Annotated in this window: 16 protein-coding genes; 5 read left to right on the forward strand and 11 right to left on the reverse strand. The window is 69.0% G+C overall.

Annotated elements, in window-relative coordinates; translation table 11 throughout:
* Positions 1 to 69: 69 nt before the first annotated feature.
* The 4 genes from BM396_RS33655 to BM396_RS10720 form a co-directional block, all read right to left on the reverse strand.
* Complete coding sequence (locus tag BM396_RS33655) at positions 70 to 198, reverse strand: hypothetical protein (protein WP_257791596.1); 129 nt, start codon at positions 196 to 198, stop codon at positions 70 to 72.
* 21 nt (positions 199 to 219) lie between these two features.
* The gene (locus BM396_RS10710; protein ID WP_043379952.1) at positions 220 to 1,290 is read right to left on the reverse strand and encodes a phytoene/squalene synthase family protein; all 1,071 of its coding nucleotides are present in this window, start codon (positions 1,288 to 1,290) and stop codon (positions 220 to 222) included.
* Positions 1,271 to 2,794 (reverse strand): phytoene desaturase, encoded by a 1,524-nt coding sequence (locus BM396_RS10715; RefSeq protein ID WP_043379955.1) that lies wholly within the window; start codon positions 2,792 to 2,794, stop codon positions 1,271 to 1,273. The genes BM396_RS10710 and BM396_RS10715 overlap by 20 nt, the downstream gene beginning before the upstream one ends.
* A 73-nt stretch (positions 2,795 to 2,867) precedes the next feature.
* Positions 2,868 to 4,292: a hypothetical protein gene (locus BM396_RS10720; protein ID WP_043380179.1), complete on the reverse strand. Its 1,425-nt coding sequence runs from the start codon at positions 4,290 to 4,292 to the stop codon at positions 2,868 to 2,870.
* Between the two features lie 277 nt (positions 4,293 to 4,569).
* Between BM396_RS10720 and BM396_RS10725 the strand changes: the two genes are divergently transcribed.
* The 3 genes from BM396_RS10725 to BM396_RS10735 all read left to right on the forward strand — a co-directional run bounded on the left by BM396_RS10725 (position 4,570) and on the right by BM396_RS10735 (position 7,320).
* Positions 4,570 to 5,541: a GDP-L-fucose synthase gene (locus BM396_RS10725; RefSeq protein ID WP_043379956.1), complete on the forward strand. Its 972-nt coding sequence runs from the start codon at positions 4,570 to 4,572 to the stop codon at positions 5,539 to 5,541.
* A 75-nt stretch (positions 5,542 to 5,616) separates the two neighbouring features.
* On the forward strand, positions 5,617 to 6,639 hold the full coding sequence (locus tag BM396_RS10730; RefSeq protein WP_043379958.1) for a lipase: 1,023 nt from the start codon (positions 5,617 to 5,619) through the stop codon (positions 6,637 to 6,639).
* Positions 6,640 to 6,642: 3 nt separating this feature from the next.
* Entirely contained in the window at positions 6,643 to 7,320 is a 678-nt protein-coding gene (locus tag BM396_RS10735) for a GDSL-type esterase/lipase family protein (RefSeq protein WP_043379961.1), read from the forward strand.
* Here the strand turns inward: BM396_RS10735 and ilvD are convergent, their stop codons facing one another.
* Positions 7,321 to 9,150 (reverse strand): dihydroxy-acid dehydratase, encoded by a 1,830-nt coding sequence (gene ilvD, locus BM396_RS10740; protein ID WP_043357638.1) that lies wholly within the window; start codon positions 9,148 to 9,150, stop codon positions 7,321 to 7,323.
* Positions 9,151 to 9,278: 128 nt separating this feature from the next.
* On the opposite strand from ilvD, the gene ade reads away from it, so the two are divergent.
* Together ade and BM396_RS10750 are read left to right on the forward strand one after the other, a co-directional pair.
* Complete coding sequence (gene ade, locus BM396_RS10745) at positions 9,279 to 11,000, forward strand: adenine deaminase (protein ID WP_043379963.1); 1,722 nt, start codon at positions 9,279 to 9,281, stop codon at positions 10,998 to 11,000.
* Positions 11,001 to 11,086: 86 nt separating this feature from the next.
* On the forward strand, positions 11,087 to 11,512 hold the full coding sequence (locus BM396_RS10750; RefSeq protein WP_043357630.1) for an organic hydroperoxide resistance protein: 426 nt from the start codon (positions 11,087 to 11,089) through the stop codon (positions 11,510 to 11,512).
* A gap of 171 nt (positions 11,513 to 11,683) precedes the next feature.
* Here BM396_RS10750 and BM396_RS10755 read toward each other — a convergent pair whose 3' ends face one another.
* The 6 genes from BM396_RS10755 to BM396_RS10780 form a co-directional block, all read right to left on the reverse strand.
* Positions 11,684 to 12,517, reverse strand: coding sequence for an HTD2 family dehydratase (locus BM396_RS10755; protein WP_043379965.1), 834 nt, complete (start codon positions 12,515 to 12,517; stop codon positions 11,684 to 11,686).
* 1 nt (position 12,518) lies between these two features.
* Positions 12,519 to 13,667: an acyl-CoA dehydrogenase family protein gene (locus tag BM396_RS10760; RefSeq protein WP_043379968.1), complete on the reverse strand. Its 1,149-nt coding sequence runs from the start codon at positions 13,665 to 13,667 to the stop codon at positions 12,519 to 12,521.
* A 10-nt stretch (positions 13,668 to 13,677) separates the two neighbouring features.
* Entirely contained in the window at positions 13,678 to 14,427 is a 750-nt protein-coding gene (locus BM396_RS10765; RefSeq protein WP_043356292.1) for a glucose 1-dehydrogenase, read from the reverse strand.
* Between the two features lie 42 nt (positions 14,428 to 14,469).
* The gene (locus BM396_RS10770; protein ID WP_043379970.1) at positions 14,470 to 15,606 is read right to left on the reverse strand and encodes a CaiB/BaiF CoA transferase family protein; all 1,137 of its coding nucleotides are present in this window, start codon (positions 15,604 to 15,606) and stop codon (positions 14,470 to 14,472) included.
* 154 nt (positions 15,607 to 15,760) lie between these two features.
* The gene (locus BM396_RS10775; protein ID WP_043379972.1) at positions 15,761 to 18,925 is read right to left on the reverse strand and encodes an efflux RND transporter permease subunit; all 3,165 of its coding nucleotides are present in this window, start codon (positions 18,923 to 18,925) and stop codon (positions 15,761 to 15,763) included.
* Positions 18,926 to 18,974: 49 nt separating this feature from the next.
* On the reverse strand, positions 18,975 to 20,228 hold the full coding sequence (locus BM396_RS10780) for an efflux RND transporter periplasmic adaptor subunit (RefSeq protein WP_091994798.1): 1,254 nt from the start codon (positions 20,226 to 20,228) through the stop codon (positions 18,975 to 18,977).
* Positions 20,229 to 20,423 lie beyond the last annotated feature (195 nt).

Raw genomic sequence — 20,423 nt, forward strand, 5'->3', positions numbered from 1 at the left:
GCCCGGATCCGCCGACGGGCGCTCTCAGCGCCTGGCCAGTCGGCCGGGACCTGTGCGGTGCGGATCGCCTCAGTCCGGCTCGCGATCGCGATCACGCCGGATGCTGCGGCGGACCACGATGAGCTGCCAAATCCCCACCCCGAAAGCCAGGGCGAAGACGAGGCCGATATCGAAAGCCGCGAACAGCCCGTCGCTCACCGATGTCCTCCAGGCCGCAGGTCAGGACGGCGCCGAGCGGCCGAACGTCTCGCGCTCGCGCATCCGCTCGATCAGATCGAGGACGTGCACGACCCGGCCGCCGACATCCCACCACGGCCGCAGCGCCGGGCGCCGACGCGTCGGCACGAGCGGTTCGCGCGCGACGGCCTCGATCAGGAAGGCGGCTTCCGGCAGGGAAGGCCCGCCGAGGCCGGCCGCGACCGCGGGCATGCGGGCTGCGCGGGCGATCAGAACCAGCTTCCGTGCCGTTCCGACCCGGGCGCGGTGCTGGACCGATTCAAAGTCGTGCGCCGCCACCACGCGGCCGATCTCGGCATAGATCAATCCGGCCGCCCGGATCGACGACCGGCAGCCGCGCGGCAGCGCTGCGATCCCGGCCTCCGCGCGGGCATAGAGGACGTCCGCTTCGGCGAGGAGGCGGGCCACCACCTTGGCCAGCGCCGGGCTCGGCCGCGGATCTGCGAGGAATGCCTCCGGATCGAGTCCAGCCGCATCCATCCAGTCCAGCGGCAAGTAGAGACGGCCCATCCGGGCATCCTCGCCGACGTCGCGGGCGATGTTGGTGAATTGCATCGCGGCGCCGAGGTCGCAGGCGCGGGCCAGGGCGTCCGGTTCGCGGGTGCCCATGATCAGCGCCATCATGGCACCGACGGAGCCGGCGACACGGGCGGCGTAGGCATGGAGCGCCCCCAGATCGGCGTAGCGCCGGCCTTCGGCGTCCCAGGCAAAGCCTTCGATCAGGGCACGCGGCAGGGCCTCCGGGATCGCGTACGTGGCGACGATCTCCGAGAAGGCCCGGTCGGCGGGAGCGTCGGCGGGTCGCCCGGCATAGGCACGGCCGATGCGTGCCTCGAGGCGGGCCACGGCGTCGCGTCGTCCGGCCGGATCGACCGCGTCGTCGACGAGGTCGTCCGAGAGTCGGCAGAAGGCGTAGAGGCCGTAGGCCGCCTCGCGGACTTCGGCCGGCAGCAATTGGCCGGCGGCGAAGAAGCTCTTCGAACCGGCCCGGATCGCGACCCGGCAGGCGGTGCGGTCGGCCGCGGCGGCGAATTCAGGCGGTAACGCGGGCATCGGGGACCACGCTGTCGAGAATACGGGCGGAGGAGAGCACGCCGGGCAGGCCCGCACCCGGGTGTGTGCCGGCGCCGACCAGGTAAAGGTTGCGGACGGTGTTCGACCGATTGTGCGGCCTGAACCACGCCGATTGGGTCAGCACCGGCTCCAGACCGAAGCCCGAGCCCCGGTAGCTCAGGAAATCGTCCTGAAAATCCAGAGGGGTCGTCAACTTGGACGTGACGATGGACTCCGACAGGCCGGGCATCACACTCGCCTCCAGCATGGCGGCGATCCGGCGCCGATACGGTTCGGCAAGCGCCTGCCAATCCTGGCCACCCGCGAGATTCGGCACCGGGGCCAGGACGTAGAAGGCGTCGCATCCCGGGGGGGCGAGACTCGGGTCGGTGGCGGTCGGCCGGTGCAGGTAGAGGCTCGCGTCCTCGGCCAAGACCTTCCGGTCGAAGATGTCGGCCAGCAGTTCGCGGTAACGCGGTCCGAGCAGAATCGTATGATGATCTACCCCCGGATACTGCCGATTGGTGCCGAAATACCAGACGAAGAGCCCCATCGACGAGCGGGCCCGCCGAAACCGGGTGCGGCTCCAGCGCTGCGCTTCCGGCAGCAGACTCGCATGCGTCACGGCCGAGTCGGCGTTGGAGACCACGAGGTCGGCGCCGATCACCTCGCCGCTGGTCAGTACGACACCCGTGGCAGCGCCCTCCTCCACCTCGATGCGCGCGACGTCGACGCCGAGGCGGAGGCGGCCGCCCTGTGTCCGGATCAGACGCACCAAGCCGTCGACCAGCTGCCCGGTCCCGCCCATGGCGAAGTGGACGCCCCAACGCCGCTCGAGATCGGCGATCAGGCAATAGATGGCGCTGGCTCGGAACGGGTTGCCGCCGATCAGCAGCGGGTGAAAGCTGAACACCGTGCGCAGCCGCTCGTCGCGGATGAACCGCGCCACCACCTCGTAAACGGAACGGTGTCCGGACAGGCGCAACAGGTCGGGTGCGATCTTGAGCATCGATCCGACACTGCCGAAAGGCACATGACCGAGCTGCTCGAAGCCGATCCGGCAAACGGCCCGGCTGTGAGCCATGAAGCGCTCGTAGCCCGCGACGTCGTCCGGTGCGAAGCGCGCGACCTCGGCGCGCATGCGATCCACGTCGCCACTGTAGGCGAAGGATGTCCCGTCGGCGAAGCGGATCCGGTAGAACGGATCCATCGGCACCAGCGTCACATCGTCCGCGAGCTGGCGGCCGGCGAGCTGCCAGAGTTCCTCGAAAAGCTGCGGGGCCGTGACGATCGTCGGACCGGCATCGAAGGTGAAGCCGTCCTGCCGATGGACCCGGGCACGGCCCCCGGCCTGGGCCAGGCGTTCGAGGACGGTGACGCGGTAGCCCCGCGCACCCAAACGGATCGCGGCGGCGAGACCCCCGAAGCCTGAGCCGACGACGACGGCGTGCGGACGCCCATCGATCGAATGCGCAACCCTGTGGTCGACCGCGAGTGTCAGCATTGGTTGACACTACTGCGGCCTTTCACCGACGCGCAAGGTCGAAGTGCCGTCCGCCGTGCCGGGTCCCAGTCGTTCAGAACTCGCCGGCCAGTCCGGCGCGGACGCCGACGGCGTTGTCGCCGCCATAGGCCATGCCGGCCGTGACCGCGATCGGGACGCAGCAGGTCGGCAAGCGGTGCGCTACCGCAAGGCCGCCGGCCCACTCGCCTCGATAGGTCGCGCCATTCGTTGCCCAGGTGGTCTTGCCCGGCGCGGACGGCATCGGCGCGGTCGCCATCGCGATGGCCATCGCCACGCCCTGCCGGGCCTCCTTGCGGGTCTGGATGGCGTAGCGCTGCACGGAATCCGTCTTGGCCTCCAGCGCGTTGACCTGTCCCTGGACCGAATCGATCCGGTTGCCGAGACCTGCGATCGTCGACGGCCCGTAGGCCGAGGCCGCAAGGTTGCCGCTGGCATCGGTGGTCACGAAGGCCGTCGCTCCGCTCTGAGCGGCAGCGCTCGCCTGAGATGCGACGCCGGCCAGCCGGTAGGTGTTGGCGGAATTGCCGATCGCCACTTGGTTGGCCTGCGTGGTCTTCACGTTGGCGCCGATGGCGATCGTGTTGGCTTGGTTGGCGGCAGCCCCGTTGCCGAGCGCGACGCTGTTGTTTCCGGCGGCCGAAGCGGCCGCGCCGATGGCGGTGGAACCTGTCCCGGTCGCGCCGGCGACGAACCCGAGCGCTGTGCTCCCGGCCCCCGACGCCGCAGACGCCGTACCGATGGCCGTTCCGCCGAGGCCCTGAGCGCTCGCCGCAAAGCCGAGGGCGACGCTGCCGGTATTCGCCGCGCTCGCGCCGGTGCCCACGGCGGTCGATGCAGAACCGGCCGCACTTGAACCGGCGCCCACCGCGAGGGCGTCGGCGCCGACAGCGATCGGGGCGGCCAAGCCGCTGGTGTTGTTGGCGGCGACGCCGGTGATGCTGGACAGCTGTGAGAGCCTCAGGTCGGTGATTACGGTCTGGCCCTGGGACTGCGTGATGGTCCCTGTGACGATGTAGAGACCCTGATTGGCGCTGGCGGCTGCTCCGCTTCCCGCTGTTCCGCCGGTCCCGCCGCCGGTCACATTTCCGCCGTTTCCGCCGGTGGTTCCAGTTCCGCCAGTTCCGGTTCCGCTCGCCGTCCCGAGGTTGAGACCGGTGCCGAGCAGTCCGTCGCCTGGGCCAGTCGTGCCGACGACCAGACCGGTTCCGAGGACGCCTCCGCTCGTGGTCCCGACGTTGAGGCCGGTCCCGAGGATGCCGGTCCCGGGAGCGGTGGTGCCGAGCGTCACGCCGGTGCCGAGAATGCCACTCTTGGTTGTGTCCAGGGTGCCGCGAAGAAGCTGCGCCTGGACCGGTGTCGTCTGCGCCGTGCAGATCAGGAGGCCGGCGGTGAGCGGGATGGTCGGCGTGATCCACCAGCGGGGGACGGCGAGCCAGGCAGCCCGGGCGTGAGCCGGCACGAGGGTCGAGGGACGCATCTGGAACTCCATTGCTGCGCAGCGGGACGGGGTTCCGAACCGGCCATGCAACTCAGCGATCAGCGAGCGGGAACAGAATGCATCTTCTAGTGGAATAATTAACGCTAACTTTCGGTTGTATTGATATTGGAAGTGCCCGTACAGATAGGTGTTCTCCCGGCGGCCGAGGGGGCACCGGCAGCCGCCTCAGAAAACGCGTGTTTGCGCGGCGATATCCCGACGGAAAGGGGCTATAGGGGCTTGGAAATCCGAGCTTTCGGCAGGGAACGGACGCGTGATGGACGGTCGAGGTCAGACCATTTTCGTGGCGGGCCATCGGGGCATGGTGGGCTCGGCGATCGTGCGTCGGCTGCGTGAGCTGGGCCACGAGCGCATCCTCACGGCCGACCGCCAGAGTCTCGACCTTCTCGATCAGGCGGCGGTCCGTCGCTTCTTCGCCGACAACCGAATCGATCAGGTCTACCTTGCGGCCGCCAAGGTCGGCGGCATCCACGCCAACAACACCTATCCCGCCGAATTCATCCACGAGAACCTGCTGATCCAGTCGAACCTGATCGACGCCGCGCACACGCACGATGTCGACCGGCTTCTGTTCCTCGGCTCGTCGTGCATCTACCCGAAGCTGGCCCCGCAGCCGATGCGGGAGGACGCGCTCCTGACCGGGCTCCTGGAACCGACCAACGAGCCCTACGCGATCGCCAAGATCGCCGGGATCAAGATGTGCGAGAGCTACAACCGCCAATACGGGCGGCGCTACCGCAGCGTCATGCCGACGAACCTGTACGGGCCGAACGACAATTTCCATCCCGAGAACGCCCATGTCCTGCCGGCGCTGATGCGCCGCCTGCACGAGGCGAAGGTCGAAGGCCGCCCGTCGGTCACGGTCTGGGGCACCGGCCGGGCGATGCGCGAGTTCCTGCACGTGGACGACATGGCCCGCGCCAGCGTCTTCGTGATGGAGATGGACGACGGGGTCTACGCGGCCAACACGCGGCCGGACCTGTCGCACATCAATGTCGGCACTGGCGAGGATTGCACCATCCGGGAGTTGGCCGAGGCGCTGGCCCAGGTAATCGGCTACGCAGGCCAGCTCGACTTCGACGCCACCAAGCCCGACGGGACGCCGCGCAAGCTGATGGACGTGTCGCGCCTCAGGGCCATGGGCTGGCGGCCGGAGATCGGCCTAGAGGACGGGCTGCGCCAGACCTATGGATGGTTCCTCGAGAACCACGCCTCGATTCGGAGCTGAACGGCCGCGCCGGCGCGGCCGCCTCATCCTTTCACTCCATCGCCACCGACCATCCGCTCGGGGAGGAGACGGTTCATGGCCCATCGGCCACCCGATGACAGCGCCGATGCGCGACGCCGAAAGTTCCTGCAGAGCTTCCAGAACTTCGACGCGAACAGCCGGTTTCCCGCACCGTACGTCCAGTTCGCCGGCAAGCCGCTGACGGTCGCGGGCGGCCAGGATTGGCGCTACGACGCCCTCGGGTATCGCAACGACGCGCATGCGGATACGCGGCCATCATCCGAGACGCTGCGGGTCTTCGTCGTCGGCGACAGCACCCTGATCGACGGACAGGTCTTCGCCGATACCGTGCCGGGGCGGCTGGAGACCGGGCTGAAGCAGGCCCATGGGGCGGGGGCGCGCGTCTACAATTTCGGCGCCGTCTCAGCCTGCCTGAATCAGATGATCGCCCTGGTCACGACGCGGCTGATGGATCTTCAGCCCGATGTCATCCTGATCGTCGGCGGAGCGACCGACATCTTTCAGCCCTGGAGCTTCGATCCGCGGGCCGGCGTTCCATACAATCACTTCGCCAATGAAAGTCTCTACGATTACTTCTTCGACCCGAGGAAGAGCGCAGAGGACACGGTAGCACTGTCCTATGACGGCCTGCAGGCGATGATCTTCGACCGTCTCGAGAATCTGCGGGCGCTGACGAACTGGCAGTCCGAGATCTGGGAATGGGAGGTCGTGCGGCAGTTCGAGCTGGCGCTCAGGCGGCTCGCGCGACTCGCTCCCGGCATCGGTGCCCCGGTTCGGTTCCTCCTGCAGCCCACGATCGTCCGCAAGGGCGCGCCCGTCGGCACGGAGGCGGGCACGGCCTCCGACGCGTTCCTGGCCTATCTCGATCGCCAGTATGCACGTTTCGAGGGTGTTCTCGGCCGGCTGGATACGCAGGATTCAGCCTTTGCGGCCCGGGACCTCAGCCGCCTGTTCGAAGGCGACGCCCGAAACCTTTTCACGGACATCGTTCACGTGACCTCAGAGGGCCGGCAGATGATGGCGGACCGCCTCCAGGCGGAGGTGGCCGAGACCCTCGGGACCGCGACGCCGGCCTGAACCGTGCGCGAACCGATCGTCTTCATCGGGGATTCGATCACCGAATTGTGGGGCTTCCACCGGGCCGGCACCTTCGAGGCCTACAACCTGATCCCCCGCGGCGGGTCCGGTCAGACGGCCCGCTGGATCACCATGCGGTTTCGGCGCGACCTCGAGGAAACGCGAGCCCGGGGCGTGCATCTTCTGTGCGGTGTGAACGATATCGGCCGCAACGAGGGCTTCTTCGTCCCGGCCGACGAGATCGCCCGAACGCTCGCCGGCATGCTCGACGAGGCCCGTGCCATGGGCGTGAAAGCCTGGATCGGCTCGATCATGCCCGCCGCCAGCATCCCCTGGAATCCGGAGGTGCGCGACGCGCCGGCGATGATCGCGGCGGTCAATGCATGGTTGCGAGACCATGCGCACGAGCACGGCGCGACATTCATCGACTACCATGCGGTGCTGGCGACCGAGACAGGCGGACTCCGGCCCGAATACGGCACCGACGGGCTTCATCTGAGCCCGGCCGGCTACGCCGCCATCGAGCCGCTGATGCTCGCCGCGCTCGGACGCATCCCGCCGCCGACGCCCGGAGGGGTGGGGCGGGGCGCAGCCAAGGTCCGCCGGCGGTGGATCGGTCTTGCGGTGGCGGCGGCAGCGCTCCTCGGTGCTGCCGCCGTTCTGGTTCTCGGCGCCCGCTGATCAGAGCCGGCGCACCGCCCCGTGGGCCGCGCTGGTCGTCAGCATGGCATAGGCACGCAGTGCCGTACTCACCTTGCGCTTGCGCGGGGTCGCCGGCTGCCAGCCCGCCGCGTCCTGCGCGATCCGCCGCCGATCCAGCTCCGCCTGATCCACGTCCAGATGAATGCGCCGGTTCGGGATATCGATGGCGATCCGATCGCCATCGCGCACGAGGCCGATCAGGCCACCCTCGGCGGCCTCCGGCGAGACGTGGCCGATGGACAGGCCCGAGGAGCCGCCGGAGAACCGCCCGTCGGTGACGAGGGCGCAGGCCTTTCCGAGCCCCTTCGATTTCAGGTAGCTCGTCGGATAGAGCATCTCCTGCATGCCGGGGCCGCCGCGGGGCCCCTCGTAGCGGATCAGCACCACCTCGCCGGCCGTGACCTTGCCGTTGAGGATGCCGTCGACGGCCGCATCCTGGCTCTCGAACACCCGCGCCGTCCCGGTGAAGGTCAGGATCGAGGCATCGACGCCTGCGGTCTTCACGATGCAGCCCTGCTCGGCGAGGTTGCCGTAGAGGACCGCGAGCCCGCCATCCTGCGAATAGGCGTGTGCGGCATCGCGGATGACGCCGCCTTCCCGGTCGAGATCGAGTTCGTCGAAGCGCGATTCCTGGCTGAAGGCCACCTGGGTCGGCACGCCGCCCGGGGCCGCCCGGTAGAAGGTCTGGACCGACGCGCTCGGCGCGGCGCGCACGTCCCAGCGGGCAAGGGCGTTGCCCAGCGTGCCGGCCGAGACGTTGCCGACCTCGGTGTCGATCAGACCGGCCCGGTCGAGCTCGCCGAGGATCCCCATGATGCCGCCGGCCCGGTGCACGTCCTCCATATGGACGTTGGCCACCGCAGGGGCGACCTTGCACAGCACCGGCACCCGCCGGGACAGCCGGTCGATATCGGCCATGGTGAAGGGCACCTCGCCCTCGTGCGCCGCCGCCAGCAGGTGGAGGACCGTGTTGGTCGAGCCGCCCATGGCGATGTCGAGGGTCATGGCGTTCTCGAACGCCTTGAAGCTCGCCACGGCGCGCGGCAGCACGCCCGCGTCGTCCTGCTCGTAGTGGCGGCGGGCGAGATCGACGATGAGGTGACCGGCCTCCACGAACAGGCGCTTGCGGTCGGCATGGGTGGCGAGCACCGAGCCGTTGCCCGGCAGCGCAAGGCCCAGCGCCTCGGTGAGACAGTTCATGGAATTCGCCGTGAACATGCCCGAACACGATCCGCAGGTCGGGCAGGCCGAGCGCTCGATCACCGCGACATCCTCGTCGGAGATGCGGTCGTCGGCTGCGGCGATCATCGCGTCGACGAGATCGACCTTCCTGGCGATGCCCGGCAGCTGGACCTTGCCGGCCTCCATCGGGCCGCCCGAGACGAACACCGTCGGGATGTTGAGGCGTAAGCTGGCCATCAGCATGCCGGGTGTGATCTTGTCGCAGTTCGAGATGCACACCATCGCGTCGGCGCAATGCGCGTTGACCATGTACTCGACGGAATCGGCGATCAGCTCCCGGGACGGCAGCGAGTACAGCATCCCGTCATGGCCCATGGCGATGCCGTCATCCACCGCGATGGTGTTGAACTCCTTGGCGACGCCGCCGGCGGCCTCGATCTCGCGGGCGACCAGCTGGCCGAGATCCTTGAGGTGGACATGGCCGGGCACGAACTGGGTGAACGAGTTCACCACGGCGATGATCGGCTTGCCGAAATCGGCATCCTTCATGCCGGTGGCGCGCCAGAGGCCGCGGGCGCCGGCCATGTTGCGGCCGTGGGTGGTGGTGCGGGAACGATAGGCGGGCATCGAGAGCTTCGACTGGTTCAAAGGTGAAAGGCTTCTGCGCCGGTGCTCGCGCCTCTGCAAGCGTCGCGGAAGGGGCCGCCCCCGTGGCATGCTCCTGGCAGATGGCAGGAGGGAGGGAGCATATCGTGATGACACAGGTGGAATCGCTCCGGCGGGCTATCGCGCAGGGCCAGGGTCGCACGGAGGCTGACCTCGTCCTGAAGGGCGGCCGTTTCCTCGACCTCGTCACCGGGGCGCTTGTCGCCTCCGATATCGCGATCTGCCGCGACCGCATCGTCGGCACCTTCGGCCACTATCGCGGGGCGCGGGAGATCGACATCTCCGGCAAGGTCGTTGTGCCGGGCTTCATCGACACGCATTTCCACGTCGAATCCTCGCTGATGCCCCCGCAGGAATTCGAGCGCTGCGTTCTCCCCCACGGCGTCACCACGGGGATCTGCGACCCGCACGAGATGGCCAACGTTCTCGGAACGGACGCCTTCCGATGGTTCCTCGCTTCGTCCGAAACGCTGGCGATGGACCTGCGCGTGCAGCTCTCGTCCTGCGTCCCGGCCACCGACCATCTGGAAACCTCGGGGGCGCGGATCGACGCGCAGGATCTGTTGTCCTTCGTCGGCCACCCGAAGGTCATCGGGCTCGCCGAATTCATGAACTTCCCCGGCGTGCTGGCGGCCGATCCCGGCGTGCTCGACAAGCTCGCCGCGTTCCAGGGCCGGCATATCGACGGTCACGCCCCGCTCCTGCGCGGCCTCGGACTGAACGCCTACATCGCGGCCGGCATCCGCACCGAACACGAGGCCACCACGCCGGAAGAAGCCCTGGAGAAACTGTCCAAGGGGATGATGGTGCTGATCCGAGAGGGCTCGGTCTGCAAGGATCTGCACGCGCTGGCGCCGATCCTGACCGAGCGGACGGCGCCGTTCCTGGCCTTCTGCACCGATGACCGGAATCCCCTCGACATCGCCGAGGAGGGGCATCTCGACTTCGTCATCCGGACCGCCATCGCCCTCGGCGTCCCACCCCTCGCCGCCTACCGTGCGGCCTCGTGGTCGGCGGCCCGGGCGTTCGGGCTTTACGACCGGGGGCTCGTCGCCCCCGGCCAGCGCGCCGATCTCGTTGTGCTTGACGATCTCGACACCTGCGCCGTGTCCCAGGTTCTCAGTGCCGGACGCCCGGTGAACGAGGCGTTGTTCGCCACGCGACCCGCCGTGGAGCCGATCGGCCGCGGCAGCGTGCGGGCGCGGCGGGTCAGCGCCGCGGATTTCGCCGCGCCGGGCTCCGGGCCTTCGACGCCGGTGATCGGGGTGATCCCGGGCCAGATCATCACCCTGCGTCACGACCTCGCCCTGCCCTATTCCGGCGGGGAGCGCCGGATCGACCTGGACCAGGACGTCATCAAGGTCGCGGTGGTCGAACGGCACGGCCGCTCCGCGCCGGGGGTGCGCGGCATCGGGGTCGCGTTCGTGAAAGGCTTCGGCCTGAAGCGGGGGGCCATCGCCTCGTCGGTCGGGCATGACAGTCACAACATCACGGTCGTCGGGGCGGATGATTCCGACATGGCCGTGGCCGTGAACCGTCTGGGCGAGATCGAGGGCGGCTTCGTCGTGGTCGAGGGTGGCGAGGTGCGCGCCGAGATCGCGCTGCCCGTCGCCGGCCTGATGAGCCTGATGCCGTTCGACGACATCCGCCGGTCGCTCGTGACTCTGCGGTCGGCCGCCAGAGGCCTCGGTGTCGTGCTGCCGGAGCCCTTCCTGCAGGTGGCGTTCCTGCCGCTCCCGGTCATCCCCCATCTCAAGATCACCGACCGGGGGCTTGTGGATGTCGACCGTTTCGCCCTGATCGACCCTTGATTTCGATTGTGCGCAATTTAAATGGGGCTGTGCGAAGGCCCGCCGGCGCCTACATGCCGACTTTCTTCCTCCAACCGGAGATCGATATGTCCGTAGATGTGAAGTATCGCACCACCGCCACCGCCACCGGTGGCCGCGACGGTGCCGCCCGCACGGCCGACGGCAGCTTCGAGGTCAAGCTGTCGACGCCGAAGGAGCTCGGTGGCGCGGGTGGCCCGGGCGCGAACCCGGAGCAGCTCTTCGCCTCCGGCTACTCGGCCTGCTTCCTCGGCGCCATGAAGGCCGTGGCCCCGTCGCTGCAGCTCAAGGTCCCGGCCGATACCAGCGTCACGGCTGACGTCGGCATCGGTCCGCGCTCCGAAGGCGGTTTCGGCATCACCGCCGATCTCACGATCAGCCTGCCGGGCCTCGACCGCGCGGACGCGCAGAAGCTCGTGGACGCCGCTCACCAGGTCTGCCCGTACTCCAATGCGACCCGCGGCAACGTCAACGTCGGTCTGAAGCTGGCCTAAGACGGTGTCCGGCGGGTTTCGCGTCCGCGAGGCCCGCCGTCGCACCACCCGCGGGCTCGATCCGCGGGTCGATGCCGTGCCGTCGTGGCGCCGCGACGCGTACGCTGATGGCGCCGGTCCGCAATCCGTGCCGGACAAGGCCGCCCTCCGACTGACCTCGCGCGCCGGATCTCACATGTCGGCGCGGGCGCGCATGCAGACCTTCCCGGCTGCATCGAGGGTCACACCCTCGAACCCGGACCCGCGGGTTCGGCCGCAGACGCGAAAGGTCTGGTTGGCCGTCATCGGCGAGACGCCGCGATAGGTGAACGTCCGCGGCACGTGTCCCAGGAGCGTGGCTGCGAGGTTCATCAGCAGCGTGGCCTGCATCGGGCCGTGGACGACGAGATCGGCATAGCCCTCCACCTGCGTCGCGTAGGGCTGATCGTAGTGGAAGCGGTGGCCGTTGAAGGTCATCGCCGAATAGCGGAACAGCAGCGTCGGCGTCGCGGGCACTGCCCAGATTGCCGCGTAGTCATCGGGATCGTCGCGTTCGGGCGCGGCATCGGTTCCGGTCTGCGCACCGGCCGCCTCGCGATAGACGATGTCCTGCCGTTCACGGATCGCGACGCCCCGTCCCGTGGCGACGGCGTGCTCGACGGTGACGAAGCACAGGCTTCCGCTTCGCCCGTCCTTGAAGACGACGTCCCGCACCGTCTCGGTGCGGGTGACGGCGTCTCCCGCGCGCAGATCCGAAAGGGTCTCGATCTGTCCGCCCGCCCACATCCGCCGGGGCAACGGCACGGGCGGGAGGAACCCGCCCTTCGCGACGTGGCCGTCCGGCCCGAGGGCGTCGGCGGCCGGCGTCTCCGGGGCGAGACACCAGTGCAGCGCCGGCCACGCGATGCCGTCGGCGACCGGGGCGAGATGCGGCCCGAGTGTCGCGCGGAACTCGGCCATCAGGCGTGGGGTGACGAGGTCGGAGGCCTCGCGTGTCCGGCCGATCCAGGCGGCGAAATCGGTCATGTCAGTACGAACGCGGCAGGCCGAGCACATGCTCGGACAGGTAGGCGAGGATCAGGTTCGTGGAGATCGGCGCCACCTGGTAGAGGCGGGTCTCCCGGAACTTCCGCTCGATGTCGTATTCCTCGGCGAAGCCGAAGCCGCCATGGGTCTGGATGCAGGCGTTGGCGGCCTCGAACGAGGCGTCGGCCGCGAGCATCTTGGCCATATTGGCCTCGGCTCCCGGATTCGCGCCGCCCTCGTAGAGGGCCAGCGCCTCCCGGACCATCAGCTCGGCCGCGCGCATGTTGGCGTAGGCCTTGGCGATCGGGAACTGCACGCCCTGATTGGCACCGATCGGACGGCCGAAGACCGAGCGCTCGCCGGCATAGATCCGTGCCTTCTCGATGAACCACTTGGCGTCGCCGATGCATTCGGCGGCGATCAGGATCCGCTCGGCGTTCATGCCCGACAGGATGTAGCGGAATCCCTTGCCCTCCGCGCCGATGAGATTCTGGGCCGGCACCCGGAGGTTGTCGAAGAACACCTCCGTGGTGGCATGGTTCATCATCGTGCGGATCGGCCGGATGGTGAGGCCGTTGCCCCTGGCCTCCCGCATGTCGACGAGGAGCACCGACAGGCCGTCGGTGCGTTTCATGCCCTCGGTCCTGGGCGACGTGCGCGCCAGAAGCAGCATCAGGTCCGAATGTTCGGCACGGCTGGTCCAGATCTTCTGGCCGTTGACGACGTAGTGGTCGCCCTCCAGGCGGGCCGTGGTCTTGAGGCTGCCGGTGTCGGTGCCGGAGGTGGGCTCGGTCACGCCGAAGGCCTGGAGCCGCAGGCGGCCTTCCGCGAGGGCCGGCAGATATTCGGCCTTCTGCGCCTCGGAGCCGTGCCGGAGGAGCGTGCCCATCGTGTACATCTGCGCGTGGCATGCGCCCCCGTTGCAGCCGGCCCGCTGGACCTCCTCCAGGATCGCGGCCGCGGCCGAGAGCGGCAGGCCGGAGCCGCCATACGCCTCGGGGATCAGAACCGACAGGTAGCCGCTCTCGGTGAGCGCGTTCACGAACGCGGTCGGGTAGGCCATCTCCCGGTCGAGGGCCCGCCAGTACGCGCCAGGGAAGCCGGCGCAGAGCTTGGCGACCGCCTCGCGGATCTCGGTATAGGCTTCCATCGACATCTCCTCAGGCCGTGCGGCCGCCGTCGACCGGCAGATCGACGCCGGTGATGAAGGCCGCCTCGTCGGAGGCGAGGAACAGGGCGGCCGACGCGATGTCGCTCGCCTGGGACAGGCGGCCGAGCGGGATCGTGGCGATGAACCGGTCGCGGTTCTCGGGGGTATCGGGCACGCCCATGAAATGCTCGAGGAGCCCGGTGGCGCCCATGACCGGGCAGAGGGCGTTCACCCGGATCTTCCAGGGCGCCAGTTCGAGCGCCAGGGACTTCGAGGCGAGGCTCGCCGCGCCCTTGGAGGCGTTGTACCACGTCAGCCCCGGCCGCGGCCGCAGAGCCGCCGTCGAACTGACGTTCAGGATAACGCCGCCGCCCGCATCGCGCATGAGCGGGGCGACCTCCCGGACGTAGTGAAAGATCGACTTCACGTTGACCCGGAAGACCCGGTCGAAGTCTTCTTCGGTGACCTCCATCAGCGGCTTGTTGCGGTGTGTGGTGCCGGCGTTGTTGACCAGGATGTTCGGCAGACCGAAGCGCTGCCGTGTCTCGTCGACGCTGGCGATGACATCGGCGGCGAGGCCGACATCTGCGGCGATGGCGATGGCGTTGTCGCCCAGATCCGCCGCGACCCGCGCGGCGGCCGCGCCGTCGATGTCGATGCAGGCGACCTTCGCGCCCTCGGCGACGAAACGCTGGGCGATCCCCGCTCCAAAGCCGCTGCCGGCGCCCGTCACGAGCGCGATCTTGCCGTCGAGCCTCATCGTGTCCTCCCCGCGTGTCGTTCGGTGTCGATCTCTAGGTCCTCAGGTGCCGGGCGCGAACTCGGCCCGGATACGCGCGCCGTGCGCGTCGATCGCCGGGACGGGGCCGAGGGCGCGGATCTGCCCGTCGACCAGCACCGGCGGCGCGACGATGCGGGCGGATCCGGCGGGTGTCCCGACCTCCGTGCGGATCAGCGCCGGGTGGGTGGCGAGGTCCGCAAGCGTGTTGACGAAACCGTAGGCGGTGCCGGCGGCCTTCAGCCGGGCGGCGGCGGCGTCGCGGCTCAGCCGCACCAGCTCGGCGCCGATGCGCAGGTCGACGGCGGCGCGGTTGGCGACCCGGGCGTTGTTGGACGCGAAGCCTTCGGCGCGGGCGAGATCCGGCTCCCCGAGCACGCCAGCACAGAAGCGCGCCCATTCGCGCTCGTTCTGGATCGAGATCAGCACGAGGCTGCCGTCGGCCGTGGGGAAGGCGCCATAGGGACAGATCGAGGGATGGGCGAGGCCGACCCGCTGCGGCGCCTGCCCGGTTCCCTCGAAATAGAGCAGCGGCACGTTCATCCAGTCGGCGGCGGCGCTGAACAGGCTGACCTCCAGGGCGCAGCCCTGCCCGGAGATGCCCCGGGCGATCAGAGCCTCCAGCACGGCCGCATGGGCATCCATGCCGCAGGCGACGTCGCAGACGGACACGCCGACCCGGCCGGGTCCCGCCGGATGGCCGGTGATGCCCGCGAGCCCGCTCTCCGCCTGGACCAGCAGGTCGTAGGCCTTCATGTCGCTGTAGGGGTTGCCAGCGCCGTAGCCCGATATGTCGACGGTGATCAGCCGGGGATAGCGTGCACGCAGCTCCGCCGATCCGAAGCCCGCGCGCGCCGCGGCGCCGGGGGCGAGGTTCTGCACGAACACGTCGGCCCGCGCGAGGATCGCGTGCAGGAGCCGGGCATCGGCCGGGTCCTTGATGTCGGCGACGAGGCTCTCCTTGCCGCGGTTGAGCCAGACGAAGTAGCTCGCCAGGCCGTCGACCGCCGCGTCATAGCCGCGAGCGAAATCGCCTTCCGGCCGCTCGATCTTGATGACCCGGGCGCCGGCATCGGCGAGCCGTGAGGTGCAATAGGGGGCGGCGACGGCCTGCTCCAGGGCGAGCACGGTGAGCCCTCGCAACGGCAGGTTCTGGCTCATCCGCACCCTTCGTCTTTGCGCCGCCCCGCGAGGCCGGAGCTGGAACAAGTGGAACGGCCGGAGGCTCCGCCAAGCGGGCGGCGGTGACAGGGCTGCCCGGTCGTGGGCCTCCGGCCGGGATTTCACCCGGTGCCGGCGAGGCCGGCGGTCGAGCCTACTCGGCTGCGTGCAGCGTGGGCGGTCCGCGGACCTCCTCCACCGGCTCCGCGTCCGCGCGGGCGACCTGCGTCGTCTCCGGCCGGTCGCGGAAGGACAGGCGGTGGGCCAGCCGGTCGAGATAGATGTAGATCACCGGCGTCGTGAACAGCGTCAGCACCTGGCTCACCGCGAGGCCGCCCACCATGGCGTAGCCCAGGGGCTGCCGGATCTCCGAACCGGTGCCGGTGGCGACCATCAGCGGGATGCCGCCGAGGAGCGCCGCCATCGTGGTCATCAGGATCGGCCGGAAGCGCAGCAGCGCGGCCTTCCGGATCGCGGCCTCGGGGGTGAGCCCCTCCTCGCGCTCGGCGACGATGGCGAAGTCGACCAGCATGATGCCGTTCTTCTTCACGATGCCGATGAGGAGGATGATGCCGATCAGCGCGATCAGGCTGAAGTCGAACCCCGCCCACATCAGCACCGCCAGGGCGCCGACGCCGGCGGACGGCAGGGTCGACAGGATCGTGATCGGGTGGATGAAGCTCTCGTAGAGGATGCCAAGGATCAGGTAGACCACGAACAGCGCCGCCAGGATCAGGAGCGGCACCGTCGAGAGCGATTGCTGGAAGGCCTGGGCGGTGCCCTGGAAGCCGCTCACCACGGTCGGCGGCACCTGCAGCTCCCGCATCGCCCGGCCGATCGCCTCGGTCGCTTGGCCCAGTGCTACGTCGGGAGCGAGGTTGAAGCTGATCGTCACCGCCGGGAACTGGCCCTGGTGGTTCACGGCGAGCGGCGCCACCGGAACGGTCGTCCAGCGGGCGAAGGCCGCCAGCGGTACTTGCCCGCCCCCGATCGGCGCCTTGATGTAGATCCTGTCGAGGCTCTCGACGCTGCCCTGCAGCGCCGGCAGAACCTCCAGCACGACGTGGTAGCTGTTCAGCTGCGTGAAGTACTGGGCGATCTGGCGCTGGCCGAACGCGTCGTAGAGCGTGTCGTCGATCAGCTGAGGCGTGATGCCGTAGCGCGAGGCGGCGTCGCGGTCGATCGACAGCGTCAGCGTCGTGCCGCGCGTCTGCTGGTCGGTGGCGACGTCGCGCAGCTCGGGCAGGGTCTTCAGCGTGTCGAGGATGCGCGGCGCCCAGGCGTTCAGCTCGGCGAGATCCGGATCCTGGAGCGTGTACTCGAACTGGGTCCGCGAGGTGCGGCCTCCGGTGCGCACGTCCTGGGTGGCCTGGATGAAGGTCCGGATGCCCTCCACGCGCTCGAGTTTCGGCCGCAGGCGGCCGATCACCTGGAAGGCATTGGCGTCGCGCTCGTCGCGCGGCTTGAGCGTGATGTACATGCGCCCGGAATTGAGCGCCTGGCCGTTGCCGCCGAGCGACATGCCGACGGTGGCCACCGCCGGATCGGCCTGGACGATGGCGCCGACCTTCTCCTGCAGCGCCTGCATCGCCGAGAACGAGATGTCCTGCGACGCCTCGGTGACGCCGATCATGAAGCCGGTGTCCTGCTGCGGGAAGAAGCCCTTCGGGATCGCGACGAACAGGTAGCCCGTCAGTGCCAGCGTGGCGAAGAACACCAAGAGCGTGACGCGGCGGAACCGCAGAGCCACGTCGAGGGCATCGGCGTAGACTGCAAGCAGCCCGTCGAACGCGGCCTCGCTGATCCGGTAGAGGCGGCCATGGCGCTCGCCGTCGTGCGGCTTGAGAAGCCGCGAGGCCATCATCGGGGTCAGCGTCAGCGACACGAAGGCCGAGACCGCGATCGTCATCGACAGCACCACGGCGAACTCGCGGAACAGCCGGCCGATGATCCCGCCCATGAGCAGCAGCGGGATCAGCACCGCGATCAGCGACACCGAGATCGAAACGATGGTGAAGCCGATCTCGCCCGCGCCCTTGAACGCGGCCTCCATGGGCCGCATCCCCGCCTCGACGTAGCGGCTGATGTTCTCGAGCACGACGATGGCGTCGTCCACCACGAAGCCCACCGAGATGGTGAGCGCCATCAGCGAGAGGTTGTCGAGGGTGTAGCCCGCCATCCACATGAGCGCGCAGGCGCCGAGCAGCGCGAGCGGCACCGTCACGCTCGGGATCACCGTCGCCCAGAAGCTGCGCAGGAAGACGAAGATCACCCCGACGACCAGCACGATCGTCAGCATCAGGGTGAATTGCACGTCCTCAACCGAGGCGCGGATGGTCTGGGTGCGGTCGCTGAGGATGCCGACCTTGATGGCGGCCGGCAGGGTGGCGGTCAGGCGCGGCAGCTGCGCCTTGATGCTGTCCACCGTGTCGATGACGTTGGCGCCGGGCTGCTTGAACACGACGAGGAAGATGCCGCGCCGGCCGTTGGTCCAGCCAGCCTGCTTGGTATCCTCGGGGCCGGCGACGGCTTGTCCGATATCGCGCACGCGCAGCGGCGCGCCGTCGCGATAGGCGATGATGACGTCGTTCCAGTTCTGCGCCGCAGTGAGCTGGTCGTTGGCGTAGATCGTGTAGCTGTGGCTGCCGCCGTCGATGCTGCCCTTGGGGTTGTTGACGGTGGTCAGCGTGAGCTGCGCGCGCACGTCCTCCAGAGACAGGCCCTTGGCCACGAGCTTGGCCGGGTCGATCTGGACGCGGACCGCCGGCTTCTGCTGGCCGCCGATGAAGACCTGGGCGACGCCGGAGATCTGGCTGATCCGCTGGGCCAGCTGCACGTCGACCGCGTCGTCCACATCGATCAGCGGCAGGCTGTCGGAGGTGGCCGAGAGCAGCAGGATCGGCGAGTCGGCCGGATTGACCTTGCGGTAGGTCGGCGGGGTCGGCAGGTTCTTCGGAAGCTGGCCGCTGGCGGCGTTGATCGCCGCCTGGATGTCGCTCGCCGCGCCGTCGATGTTGCGGTTGAGATCGAACTGGACCGTGACCGTCGAGATCCCGAGGGAACTCGTCGAGGTCATCTGCGCCACGCCCGGGATCTGCGAGAACTGCCGCTCCAGCGGCTGCGCCACCGACGAGGCCATCGTCTCCGGGCTCGCGCCGGGGAGCTGCGCGGTCACCTGAATCGTCGGGAAATCGACCTGCGGCAGCGGTGCGACGCCCAGCAGCGGATAGGCCACGACCCCGAGGAACAGGATGCCGACCATGATCAGCGTGGTCGCCACCGGAAACCGGATGAAGGGTGCCGAGATGCCGCCTTTCACCGCTCGGCCTCGCGCGGAACTGCTCTCGTCATCGCCGCCTCGCTCACCCTCAACGCACCGCCTCCGCCTGCGCGGTGTGGGCGGCGTGCGGGTCACCCACGAGGCTGCCGTCCTGGACCTTGTACTGACCGGCGACGATCACCCGCTCGCCGGGCTGCAGATCGCCGCTGAGGATCCGGGTCCGACCGGAATCGGAGCGCCCCGCTTTCAGAGCGCGCTGATGGGCGTAGTTTCCGTCATCCACCGAGAAGACGAACAGGCCGTCGGGACCGTGCTGGATGGCATTGTCCGGTACGGTCATGGCGACGGCGACCGTGCCGACCCGCATCTTGGTGGAGACCGACAGGCCCGGCCACAGGGCGTGGATCTTGTTCTCGAAAACGGCCTTGAGGCGGATCGTGCCGGTCGCCGTGTCGACTTGGTTGTTGAACAGGGCGAGCTTGCCGTCCGCGAGCTTCGTCAGCCCGTCCGAACTCCAGGCTTCCACCGGGACGTCGCCCTTGCGCAGGGCTGCGGCGATCGCGGGCAACTGATCCTCCGGCGCCGTGAAGACGACGAAGATCGGCTCCACCTGCGTGATCGTGACGATCGGGGTCTGCCCCGCCGCGTTGACGATATTGCCGATATCGACCTGCCGGAAGCCGGTGACGCCGTCGATGGGCGCGCGGACCGTCGCGTAGCCGAGCTGCGTCGTCGCGTTGTCGATGGCGGCCTGATCGGACGCCACCTGCGCGGTGAGCTGGGCGACCAGGGCGGTCTGCGTCTCGGTCTGCTGCCGGGAGGCGTAGGCGCCCAGTCCGGTGTAGCGGACGAGGTCGGCTTTGGCGTTGCCGAGATTGGCCGTGTCCTGTTCCTTCTTGGCCTTCGCCTGAGCGAGCGCCGCCTGATAGGGTCGCGGGTCGATCTGAACGAGGACATCGTCCTTGTGGACGGTCTGTCCCTCCCGGAACGCCACCTGCTGGATCTCGCCGTCGACCCGCGTGCGGACCTGGACGGTGTTGTAGGCCTGCACGGTGCCCAGGCCGTTCGAGACCAGGGCGAACGGACCCTGCTCGACCGTTCCGAGCGTAACGGGCACAGGAAGCGGCGCCGCCGCCACGGGCTTCGCGACGGGCCGGTTCAGATACGTGTAGCCGTAGGCGGCGCCGCCCGTGATGGCGAGGAGGAGCAGGCCCAGACTGGCCGCGCCGGAGCGTCTCGATGCGGGGCCCGGCGCCGGTCGATGGACGCCGTCGTCGTCCGTGCGCGTCACCGGCGCGTCGGATCGAAGGGTGTCGCGCTCACGCACGTCCTCATTCAGCATGCGCCGTTATCCGCCCCTTGGCCCGAAAGCTCCGCACAGCCGGAAGATTTTGCATCCATTAGCATACAATCCGCGTTCCGGACATCGTGGCGTCCCGCCGATCACGGCAAAGTTCCCCGACGTAAAGCGTGCAAGCGCCGACGGCAGAGGGTAGCGTCACGCCGTCCGACACCCCGTCCGGACGATCCGTGCCTG

It is taken from the genome of Methylobacterium sp. UNCCL125, from assembly GCF_900116795.1.
Taxonomy (GTDB): Bacteria; Pseudomonadota; Alphaproteobacteria; order Rhizobiales; family Beijerinckiaceae; genus Methylobacterium; species Methylobacterium fujisawaense.